Source organism: Streptomyces sp. NPDC050448 (assembly GCF_040655295.1).
Lineage (GTDB): Bacteria > Actinomycetota > Actinomycetes > Streptomycetales > Streptomycetaceae > Streptomyces.
Genome location: NZ_JBFAJR010000019.1, coordinates 87,608 through 97,922, shown reverse-complemented (window position 1 = coordinate 97,922; position 10,315 = coordinate 87,608). Strand labels below are relative to the sequence as shown.

The 10,315-nt window shown below is 71.8% G+C and carries 12 protein-coding genes; 5 read left to right on the top strand and 7 right to left on the bottom strand.

From position 1 onward, the window contains the following. Positions 1–89: 89 nt before the first annotated feature. The 3 genes from AB0I68_RS22640 to AB0I68_RS22630 all read right to left on the bottom strand — a co-directional run bounded on the left by AB0I68_RS22640 (position 90) and on the right by AB0I68_RS22630 (position 2,068). Positions 90–923: a tyrosinase family protein gene (locus AB0I68_RS22640; RefSeq protein ID WP_363179149.1), complete on the bottom strand. Its 834-nt coding sequence runs from the start codon at positions 921–923 to the stop codon at positions 90–92. Then, on the bottom strand, positions 920–1,348 hold the full coding sequence (locus tag AB0I68_RS22635; protein ID WP_363179148.1) for a tyrosinase family oxidase copper chaperone: 429 nt from the start codon (positions 1,346–1,348) through the stop codon (positions 920–922). The genes AB0I68_RS22640 and AB0I68_RS22635 overlap by 4 nt, the downstream gene beginning before the upstream one ends. A 129-nt stretch (positions 1,349–1,477) precedes the next feature. Then, the gene (locus tag AB0I68_RS22630; protein WP_363179147.1) at positions 1,478–2,068 is read right to left on the bottom strand and encodes a hypothetical protein; all 591 of its coding nucleotides are present in this window, start codon (positions 2,066–2,068) and stop codon (positions 1,478–1,480) included. Positions 2,069–2,095: 27 nt separating this feature from the next. On the opposite strand from AB0I68_RS22630, the gene AB0I68_RS22625 reads away from it, so the two are divergent. From AB0I68_RS22625 to AB0I68_RS22610, 4 genes are all read left to right on the top strand, one after another. Then, positions 2,096–2,287 carry a hypothetical protein gene (locus AB0I68_RS22625; protein ID WP_363179146.1) on the top strand — a complete coding sequence of 64 codons (192 nt, stop codon included), beginning with the start codon at positions 2,096–2,098 and terminating at the stop codon, positions 2,285–2,287. Between the two features lie 155 nt (positions 2,288–2,442). Further along, positions 2,443–3,753: a flavin-dependent oxidoreductase gene (locus AB0I68_RS22620; RefSeq protein ID WP_363179145.1), complete on the top strand. Its 1,311-nt coding sequence runs from the start codon at positions 2,443–2,445 to the stop codon at positions 3,751–3,753. Further along, positions 3,750–4,727, top strand: a complete 978-nt coding sequence (locus AB0I68_RS22615) for a hypothetical protein (RefSeq protein ID WP_363179144.1) — start codon at positions 3,750–3,752, stop codon at positions 4,725–4,727. The genes AB0I68_RS22620 and AB0I68_RS22615 overlap by 4 nt, the downstream gene beginning before the upstream one ends. Before the next feature lie 96 nt (positions 4,728–4,823). Further along, positions 4,824–5,840: a zinc-binding alcohol dehydrogenase family protein gene (locus AB0I68_RS22610; RefSeq protein WP_363179143.1), complete on the top strand. Its 1,017-nt coding sequence runs from the start codon at positions 4,824–4,826 to the stop codon at positions 5,838–5,840. Positions 5,841–5,846: 6 nt separating this feature from the next. On the opposite strand, the gene AB0I68_RS22605 is transcribed toward AB0I68_RS22610, so the two are convergent. Next, positions 5,847–6,173, bottom strand: a complete 327-nt coding sequence (locus tag AB0I68_RS22605; protein WP_363179142.1) for a hypothetical protein — start codon at positions 6,171–6,173, stop codon at positions 5,847–5,849. A gap of 242 nt (positions 6,174–6,415) precedes the next feature. On the opposite strand from AB0I68_RS22605, the gene AB0I68_RS22600 reads away from it, so the two are divergent. Then, positions 6,416–6,973, top strand: a complete 558-nt coding sequence (locus tag AB0I68_RS22600) for a DUF4232 domain-containing protein (RefSeq protein ID WP_363179141.1) — start codon at positions 6,416–6,418, stop codon at positions 6,971–6,973. Between the two features lie 625 nt (positions 6,974–7,598). On the opposite strand, the gene AB0I68_RS22595 is transcribed toward AB0I68_RS22600, so the two are convergent. The 3 genes from AB0I68_RS22595 to nadE form a co-directional block, all read right to left on the bottom strand. Further along, complete coding sequence (locus tag AB0I68_RS22595; RefSeq protein ID WP_363179140.1) at positions 7,599–8,075, bottom strand: hypothetical protein; 477 nt, start codon at positions 8,073–8,075, stop codon at positions 7,599–7,601. Positions 8,076–8,325: 250 nt separating this feature from the next. Then, positions 8,326–9,033 (bottom strand): hypothetical protein, encoded by a 708-nt coding sequence (locus AB0I68_RS22590; protein ID WP_363179139.1) that lies wholly within the window; start codon positions 9,031–9,033, stop codon positions 8,326–8,328. 408 nt (positions 9,034–9,441) lie between these two features. Continuing rightward, a complete protein-coding gene (gene nadE, locus AB0I68_RS22585) occupies positions 9,442–10,272 on the bottom strand; it encodes an ammonia-dependent NAD(+) synthetase (protein ID WP_363179138.1) in 831 nt (276 codons plus the stop codon). Positions 10,273–10,315 lie beyond the last annotated feature (43 nt).

Below are 10,315 nucleotides of genomic sequence, written 5' to 3'. Positions count from 1 at the left end.
TCTGGGTGGGGTTCGCGTTTGGGTGGTTCGGGTGTGGCGGCGTTGGGCCGGGGGGGCCCCCCCGGCCGGGGCCCCCCCCGCTGCTGCGGTCAGTGGGCCGATTCGGTGTCGAACGTGTAGAACTTCCGGTGGTCCAGCATGTCGGCCGGGGTCACGTTGTTCCACGGGCGCATCGGCTTGTGCAGGTCCACGACGTCCGGCGTGCCCGTGGCGGGCAGATAGGCGGACTTCGGGTTCCGGCGCTGCCACTCGGCCCACAGCATGTCGATGAAGGCGTGGTGCATCCAGAACGCCGGTTCGTTGGGCGAGGCCGCGCTGGCCATCTGGCCGCCGATCCACACGTGGACCCGGTTGTGCAGGCCGGCGCCGCGCCAGCCCTCCAGATGGTTGCGGAAGCCGTCCGAGGCGCTGTTCCAGGGAGCCGTGTCGTACACCGGCATGGCGAGTACGGCGTTCACCTCGGCCTTGGTCGGCAGCTCGGGCACTGCGGCGCCGAGGGTGCGCCGCAGGTACGGGCGCTTGTCCACCCCCACGGTGATGGGCCACCTGCCTGCGGCGTACGCGAACGGGCCGTCGAGCACCTGGCCGTCGCGGTCCCGGCCGGTACCGCCCAGGAAGTCCGCCGCCCAGAGCGAGGAGGCTGCGGTGCGGTCCACGGTCCAGTCCCAGTAGGGGAGCGAGACCCTCGGATCCACCTTCTGCAGTTCGGCTTCGAAGTCCAGCAGGTAGCGGCGGTGCCAGGGAAGGAACGAGGGGGCGCGGTGGCCGACCCGGTCGCCGAAGTCGCTGTCACTCATGAGGAAGATGTTGTGGGCGCTGACGAAGCGGTCGTAGGTGCCGTTCCGCTTGAGCTCGAGCAGCGCACCGGTGAAGGCGCGCTTCTCGTCCGGGGTGAGCTTGGCCTGGTTCTTGCGGACGGTCACGACGTGCCCCCCGTGGGGCCGAACGCGGCGAGGGCGGCACCCTGGAGGTCCCGCACGGCGGCGCGGACGACTGCGACGGGGTCGGGAAACGTCTGGTAGTGGTTGACCACGCTGACCCAGCTGCCGTCGGCGTTGCGCATCACGTGCAGCTCGTTGCCGTCTATTCGGACGGTGGGCAGACCGGGGGAGTGGTGGCCGCCCTGGTGGTTGGCTGCGTCGAAACTGATCTGGATGCGGCGGCCCTCGAAGACCTCGTCGACGGTACTGGTCGGCATGGGGCCGGGCGACGAAGCCGCCTCGCCCCCCTTCGGATCGCCGCCCGGCGAGGACGTGGAGGTGGCGTGAATGACGGCGGCGGTCACTCCGGCGGCGGTGAGTGCGCCGGCCGCAGTGCCCAAGGCCTGTCGGCGGGTGATCTTTTTCATGGCCTGAAGAGGTATCAGAAGGCCGTGAGCGCCCGATCAGTGCCCCGCACATCTATTTTGCGCCATCGGTCAAGGACTCCCCGCCTCATGCGGAACGGTACACCGAGGCGGGGAGCCCAGATCCGGTGGTCAGCCTTCCGGTACCGCGACCGGAACCGGCAGACGGGCGGACTGCGCCATACCGCCGTCCACGTGGTTCGCCTTGAGGGCTGCGTACGCGCTGCACAGTGCCTCCGTCCGGACCGGGCGCCGGCCGGCGAAAGCCGTCAGATCGCCCGCGCACTGCAGCTCCCATCGGGGGAAGCGGCGCCGGGATGTGGCCACGGACGCGCTGGGGGCGAAGTACAGCATGGTGGTGTTCTCGTGGGGGTTGTGCGCCGAACCCTCGTAGACCATTCGGCCGGTGGTCTCGAGCCGGTCCGCCAGGCGGGACAGCGCACTCTCGTCGGGCCTGTCCATGAACAGGCCGACGTGGTTCTCGAAGCCGTGCACGCGCTCCTGCGCACCCACGTCGTCCGTGTAGCCGGGGCTGCACCGCGGGAAGAGGAAGACCTCGACCTCCGGCGCCAGGCCGGCCGTGACGCGCAGCCGCGTCACCCGTATGTCCGCATCGTCCGGGAGCCAGTGACGCTCCACCAGACGGCGCTTCACCAGCACGCTCGGTATGGTGGTCGAGGCGGGCCAGCCGTTCTCATCGAAGTACTCGAGAGCGGATTCCACTGTTTCCGGGAACAGTAGCGTTGCGCAATGCGATACAACGCATCCGCTCTTGATTTCCCGTTTGAGATCGCCCGGTATCCAGGGTGGCAGGAGAGCGTCCAGTGGTTTTTTGGAGGCGTGGAGGGCGTAGTCAACAGCATGCTGGAGGCGCTGGACGTCGCACGGTTCGAACGTCACTTGATGCATGTCGCAGCCTTTCTGTTGCCGACACCTGATTAAAGCCATGTCACCCATCAGGCGGCACTCGGCCATGGTCTGATCGGGTGAACGGAAGTGCCTGACCTGCGCATCTTGACCTCATGCGACCGTGGTTGTACTCATCGGTGAAGTACCGCACTTTCAACGGAAGGCGTCTTTCCCAGGAGGTAGAAGGCATGTCTCCGTACGGCCGAAAGAAATCTCCGCGCATCGTGATCACAGGTGCCGGAATTGGCGGATTGACTACGGCCTTGAGCCTTCATGCGGCAGGGCTGGACGATGTGCTCGTCGTGGAAGCGTGTCCCAGCCTGCGCGCGGTCGGCGCGGGAATCAATTTGCAGCCCGCCGCCGTGCGCGAGCTGACCGAACTCGGTTTGGCGGAGGCGCTCGACGGCGTCGCGGTGGCGACCGCCCGGCTGGAGTACCACCACCGCTACGGCGGTCTGATCTGGTCGGAACCCCGCGGTCGCGCCGCCGGCTACAACTGGCCGCAGTACTCGGTGCACCGGGCGCACCTGCAGGACATCCTGCTGTCGGCGGTCCGCAACCGGCTCGGCCCCGAGGCGCTGGTCACCGGAGGCCGCCTCGTGCGGTACGAGCAGGGCCGGGAGCCGGGCGGGGAGCCGGGCCGGCACACCGTACGGGCGCATGTGGCGGGCCGGCCGAGCCCGTTCTCCTGCGACCTGCTCATCGGCGCGGACGGAATCAACTCGGCGGTGCGCGCGACCATGTATCCGGACGAAGGGCCGCCGCTCGGCAACGGGATATCCATGTGGCGCGGGGTGACCGAAGGCCCTCCCTTCCTCGACGGGCGCACGATGGTCATCGTCGGATGCAACGCGAGGGTGAAGGCCGTGGCCTATCCCGTCTCCCGGCCCGACGGGAGCGGGCGGTGCCTGCTCAACTGGGTGGTGGAGAGCCGCACCGACGACGGCCTGGGGGAAGAGGACGCCCGGGGCGGTGCCGACTGGGACCGTGCGGTGCCGCCGGAGGAGGTGCTCGCCCATCTCGAAGGCTGGAGCAGCGACTTCCTCGACCTCCACGGCATCATCGCCGGGGCGCCCCGCATCGGCCGGTACCCGATGATCGACCGCGACCCGCTGCCGTCCTGGACGGACGGCCGTGTCGTCCTGCTCGGCGACGCCGCCCACCCCTTGTACCCCACCGGGTCCAACGGTGCCTCGCAGGCCATCGTCGACGCCCGGGTGCTGGCGTACGAGCTCGCCCACCACGACGTGGACGAGGCCCTGTCGCGGTACGAGGCGGCCCGCCTGCCGCAGACCACCGGTCTCCTCGCGGCGCACCGCCGGCTGGAACCCGACCCGGTGCTCCGCCAGGTGGAAGCCCTTGCCCCGAACGGCTTCCTCGACATTCGCCAAGTCCTGCCGGAAGAGAGGCTGGACGGCATCAAGTCCTGTACGCGCCAGGTCACCGGCGTGGACGCCACAGCGCTCAATGCGCGTTCCTCCTGGAGCGTCGCCGTATGAACGGCTCCCGCCTGCGGTCCACCTCCGCCGCCGCGCTCGCCTCCGCCGCACTGCTCGCGGCGCTCCTGTCCGGCATCGGGCAGCGTCCGGCCCCGCCGCCCCCCTCCGGCTCCGCCGCGCGCCTGCCCGCCTGCGCCGACAGCACCGGCAGCGCGGCCTGCTCCACGTACGGTCCCGCCGCCCGCCTGGGCGGCGGGACGGTCCGGGCGTACAGCGAGTACCAGGGCGGGATCCCCCGGACACTGGGAGTCTCCCTGACCGCCTCGGCCGTCACCGGGCTGCCCACCACACCCACCGACGGCAAGCACTGCTACGACGCCGATGCCGACGGGCACCTCGACGACACCCACGAATGCGTCGGCGGCCACAGCCGGGAACTCTCCCTGCCGGCCGCCCCGGCCGCCTCGGCCGGCCTGCCCTTCCAGTGGGTGCTGTTCAACTGGAACCCGCACGGCCACAACCCGCACGGCCGCTACGACGTCGCCCACTTCGACGTGCACTTCTACCTCGTTCCCCGGGAGGTCCGGACGGGGATCAAGACCGGCGGGTGCGCGCTGCTCATCGCCTGCGACCAAGTGGCCACGGCCGGCAGGCCCGTCCCGGCCGCGTATCTGCCGGCGGGCTACCCCGCGAGCAGCCCGCAGACCGCGGAGGGCGCCATGGGCGCGCACCTGGACAGCAGACCCCCGTCCACCGGCACGCTCAGCGGCCAGACCTTCATCTACGGGGCGTACGCGGGCGGCCTCATCTTCATGGAGCCCATGCTCACCAGGGATTTCCTCCAGCGGCACCGCACCGCGGCCGCCCACCGCACCTGCGAGGCCGTTCCCCAGCCGGCGGCCTGGCGGACCCCCGGCTGGTACCCCACGCGGTACTGCACCGCCTACCGCCCCGACGAGGGTGACTACACCGTCTCCCTGACGGACTTCGTGCACTCGGCCGGGGCGCACGGCCTCGCCACGGCAGGCCGATGAACCCCTGCCGCGTGGCGCAGCCGGCACGCCCGGCAGGGAGCCGTCACAATCGGACCGTCCGGGATATCGCTTAATCACCCATTTGGGGGCCAGTTCATGTACGCAGCCGTGGTCCACGCCCTGGGGCAGCCGCCTCGGTACGAGTCCGTGCCCGAGCCGGCCCCCGCGGCCGGCGAGGTCGTCGTCGAGGTACTGGCGGCCGCGCTGTACCCGTTGGTGCGCTCGTTCGCCTCGGGCGGCCACTACACGGGTGGCGACGCGCTGCCGCTGATCCCCGGGTTCGACGGGGTGGGCCGGACCACGGCCGGTGAACTCGTCTACATCTCGGGGCTGGAGCCCCCGCACGGGACGATGGCCGAGCGTGTCGCCGTACCGGCCGCCGCGCTCATGCCCGTGCCGGAGGGGCTCGACCCGGTCGCCGTCGCCGCCGTCATGAACCCCGCGTCCTCCGCATGGATCGCGCTGCGTGAGCGGGGCCGGCTGCGCAAGGGGGAGTCGGTGCTCGTACTCGGTGCCACGGGCAACGCCGGGCGGGCCGCGATCCAGCTGGCCCTCGACCAAGGCGCGGGCGCCGTCGTGGCGGCCGGGCGCGATCCGCTCGCCCTGCGGACTGCGGCAGGGCTGGGCGCTCACCGTACGGTGGCCCTCGAGGGCCCGAACGAGGAGATCGCGGCCGCCTTCGGCGCGGCGGCCGCCGACGTGGACATCGTGCTGGACTATCTGTGGGACCGGCCTGCCGAGCTGGCGCTCGACGGAATCCTGCGCCACCGCGCCGATCTCACCCGTCCCCTGCGATGGGTACAAGTCGGTTCCGCGGCAGGGGCCGACATGACCGTGCCGTCCGCGTGGTTCCGCAAGGCGGACGTGAGCGTCTGCGGGAGCGGGCTCGGCTCGATCTCGGGCGCACGCCGCGATGCCGCGCTGCGCGACCTGCTGGCGCGGCTGCCCGCCCTGGCGCCGACCACCGAGGCGGTCGCCGTGCCGATGGCCGAGGTGGAGACCGCCTGGGAATCCCCGCTGCGATCCGGAGCCCGGCTCGTGTTCGTCCCCGCCGGCGGTGACGAACGGCCCTCCGGGGCGTCGGAAGCCCTCAGGAACCGGGAAACGGTCTGACCCGAGTCACTGCTTGAACCCGCTGCAATCGGTCTGCTGGTTGCCCTGCGACACGGTGTACTGGGCGTTCTCCACGTTCAGCATCTGGAACCCGCCGTCTTCGCCGATCGTGAAGGCCCCGCCCGCGGCGGTCGGCGAGGACAGGAAGGCAGACCCGGGTGTGAAACCGCCGCCGGACAGGTGCACCTTTCCATTGGGCAGGACGCCGGAGATGGAACAGGTGGCCGCGGGGGCGGCGGCCGATGGGGCCCACGCGAAGGCGGCAGGGGCGGCGATGAGTGAGCCGGCCAGCACAGGGGTGAGCACCAGCAGACGTACGCGTCGGTTCAACATGCTTCCTCCCGTGAGGGAGCCAGGGGAACGGGGCGACGAGCAGGACGGCCGTCGGGCCGGCTCGCGCAGACGAACCGCCAAAGGCGCCGGAACGTGTCCGTCCCTCCCATCGTCCCCCGCCCGGCCCGACGTGTCGATCGGGGCGAAGAGCCCGTGCCGCGCCGAGGGCGCGGGTTGGTGGGACGCTGGGAGGGGGCAGGCCCCGAACTTCGGGCCGGGCCGTACACAGTGGAGGACAACCCATGAAATGCGCAGCGAGAAGTGGTGCGATCAAGGTCTCGTCCGTGCTGCTCGTGGCGAGCGCCGTGGCCGGAGGCCTCTTGGCGGGCGCCGGTTCCGGGGCGGCGGCAGCCGGGGAGGCCCTGCGGCGACCGCCGGCCGCCCCGTGCACGAGCACCCAGATCGTTGCGAACAGCGCGCAGAGAACCGGGCCCACCCAGGTGGTGATCACCGTGACCAACCAGGGTCCGAAGCCTTGCGTACTGCGCGGCTTCCCCACCGTGGCCGTCGCGGGCCAGGGCTCGCCGGACAAGAACAGGCCCCTCCAGGTCGCCCGCCAGGGGAGGGCGCGGCCCGTGCCGCTGGCGGCCGGAGGCCAGGCCTCGGCGCAGCTCTCGTTCACACCCGTTCTCGGTGAGGCGGGCGGCTACTGCGCCTCCGGCGCCGAGCCCACCGTCGCGCCTTCGCTGGTGGTGGGCATCGCGGGCGGGCGGACCCAGCTGGCGCCGGACGACGGTGGCGAGTTCGCGCTGTGCGGCAACAACGTCCGTGCCACGGCCTTCCACGCGGCCGGTTCCTGACGCCGTTTTGCCGAGGTGGAGTGCGGCCTGCACGTGGCCGGGGCCAGGGCGCGTCGGACATCGGCCACCACGAGCTGTGGAGGAGTACGCGGCGAAGGCCGAGGCGGCGCCGAACAGGGCCGTGCCCCCCGCCAGCAGTGTGTTGCGGTGCCCGAACCGGTCACCGAGTGCGCCCCCGGTGAACATCGGGCCGGCGAAGGCGAGTGTGTAGGCGCCCGCGGCCCACTGGAGTTGGCCGGGCGTGGCGCCCAGGCCGCGGACGGGGTCGGCCGCTGAGTTTCCTGGTCCGCCACACCCGGCTCAGCATGCGGGCGGCGATCGGGGCCGAGCTGGAGGAATTCGGCCTCGCCGTCCCGCAGTTCGCGACCCCGCGGCTCGTCGGAGGACGCCCATGGGTCGGCGGCGGAGCTGCAGCCGTTCACCGAGAAACCCGGTCAGCGGATCCCGGTGCCGCGGGCGACGGTCATGTGCACCGAGCCGGCGCTGCGGGGAGAACTCGAGCGTGCTCAGGAAGAGGAGCGGCGGGCACGGCTGTTGGAGGAGGCCGACTATCTGACCGGTGCCCGCCTCCGCGGATAGCGTCCCGCCGGTTGCCACGGCGGGACGCTATCCGCCCCGGAGCCGTTCAGTACACGAGTTTGTAGGTCACGTCTTTGGGGACCGGGGACGGCGCGGTCTCGGTGTACACGAGGCGGATGGTCGTGAAGCGCTGGATGTCGTGGTGTCCGGGCCAGGGTTTCGGGCCGGCCAGGGTCACCATGACCGGGTGCGCGCGGAAGCGGCCCGCCGCACAGTAGGGGTTGCAGTCGTTCACCAAGTCGGTGCCGGTGGCCGTCGCCTTCCTCGGCCCCCAGGTGTCCCAGCTGAGCCGAACGAGGCGGTTGTTCCCGTCACCGCAGGCCAGCAGGTACTCCTCGGGGCGCACCTGGGGCTGGGAGAAGCAGTCCACGACCACGACCGGTTCCGGATCCGGGGCGGCCCGGGTCTGCGCGGAGGCCGGTACGACCCCCACCACGAGGGCCGCAGCCGCGCACAGCAGGGTGGCCGTCCGCACCCCGGCTCGGGGTGCAGGAGCGAGCCCGCCGTCTCCTGAAGCGTTCACGAGACCCTCCTCGCGTCATCCGTCGGCCGTCGGTGCCACACTCGTCCCCAGCTTCCCCCATCCGGCCGTACCCCGCACCCGCTGCGGTCGGGCCGGGGGTCCGGGTGGCCGACGCGTGCGCGTGTACGTGTGCGCGCGTACGTGTACGTGTGCGCCGGAGCGCAGGCATCAGCAGCAGCCACGGGGGGATCGCCGCCAGGAGGCGGACACGGTGCCAGTCCGCGGTGCCGCCCCGCCGCCGCAGGCCGGTTCAGGAAATTCCGTACCACTGGCTGGCCCAGCCGGTGTTGACCGTGCCGGTGGACTGCTCGGCGAGGTTCACCGTGGCCGGCAGGGAGGTCTGGCCGGTCAGGACGGTGCTGTAGCGGAGGTTCGGCGGGGTCAGGCCTGCGTTCACCGAGATCCCGGCGCCCGTGGACTTGAGCGTGAGGGCGTTGGTGGCCCAGTTGCCGTTGAGGAGGAGGGCGACGAAGTACGTACCGGGGGCGGCGGTGAACGGCTTGGCGAGCGGCAGCGGCTTGGCCACGGCATCGGTCATCAGCTGCGGCGTGATGTCCGCGGTGGATGCGCGCAGGGTGCCGGTGGCGTCGTAGACGCCGAGGTAGCACTGGGAGAGCTGGGCGTTCGGGTCGACGCCGGCGAGCCCCAGCCAGATGTTGGACCAGGTGATCTGCTCGCGCAGCACGATCCGCACCAGGGTGACCCGTCCGCCGATCCCGGCGGCGGACTGGGCGGTGACGTGCCCGGCGTCGTTGGGGTCGCCGGTCCAGGCCAGGAGGTTCTGGTCCTGCGGCCGGGGGCCCTCGTACCCGGAGCCGCTGCCCGGCGCGGCGGGAGCGGCCGCGCTGCTCGCCTTCGCGCTCGGGCTCCCACCGGACGAGGTGCAGCCGGCCAGGACGAGCAACGCCGCGAGCGCGCCGGCGACGCCGGTCGAGACGGTGGTGGTACGGGTGCGCATGGTCCCCCCCATGAGGTGCGGATGTGCCAAAGGGGCCATGGTCACACGGGCGCCCGTCCGCTCCCCGCGCGAGGTCCCGCAAGCGCGGGCGTACGACGGCCCGGCGGTCGCCGCCCTGCTCACGGCTTGCTGCGCCGCGCATCTCCTCCGGAACGTCGGCGGGAAAGGCCCTACCCCCGTTCCCAGTAGGCGCAGTCGCGCCGGGCGGGGGTGGCATCGCCGCTCGGGCTGGGGCAGGGACGCGGCTCAGCCTGCCGTGACGGAGCACGTTCCCACCGCCTCGGCTCCGGTGCGCCGCTCGTCTCGTCGTGGAGGTACAGCGTGCACGCGCCGCCCGCCAGTACGAGGGCGGCCCATCCCGCCACGATCCACCGCCGGACCGGTCGCCGCATCGCCGGTCCCTTTCCGTTACGGCGCGATCGGGAGACGGCGCTTGTGCTCGGTCAGGCGGTAGCGGCGGACGATCGTGTCGAAGGCGCGCTCGTCGACCGGCTTGCCCTCCAGGAAGTCGTCGATGTCGTCGTACGTGACACCGAGGGCGTCCTCGTCGGCCTTGCCCGGATCCAGTGTCTCCAGGTCCGCCGTGGGGGTCTTCCAGACCAGCTCCGTGGGGGCGCCCAGGACGTCGGCCACGGCGCGTACCCGGCGCTTGGTCAGTCCGGTCAGGGGGACCAGGTCGGCCGCGCCGTCGCCGAACTTGGTGAAGAAGCCGGAGACGGCCTCCGCCGCGTGGTCGGTGCCGATGACCAGGCCGTCGTGGGCGCCGGCCACCGCGTACTGGGCGATCATGCGCTGGCGGGCCTTGATGTTGCCCTGCACGAAGTCCTGGTGGTGGGCGTCCCGGAAGACGGTGCCGCCGGCGAGGGAGGCCTCCAGCGCGGCGTCGCTGGCGGGCTTGACATCCACCGTCAGCACCCGGTCCGCGTTGATGAAGCCGAGGGCGAGCTGGGCGTCCTTCTCGTCGGCCTGCACTCCGTAGGGCAGCCGCATCGCGTAGAACGTCGCCTCGTGGCCGCCCTCGCGGGCCCGTTCCACCGCGAGCTGGCAGAGCCGGCCGGCCGTGGTGGAGTCCACGCCGCCGCTGATCCCGAGCACCAGGGAGCGCAGGCCGGTGGAGGTGAGCCGTTCCGCGAGGAAGGCCACCCGGCGCTCGATCTCCCGGTGTGCGTCGAAGGTCTCCGACACCTCGAGTTCCCGGGCGATCTCCTGCTGCAGAACGGTGGACGCCGGCCGGCTCACGGCTGCTCCTCGTGGTCGATGGTGGTTCATGGTGTGCTGTCCC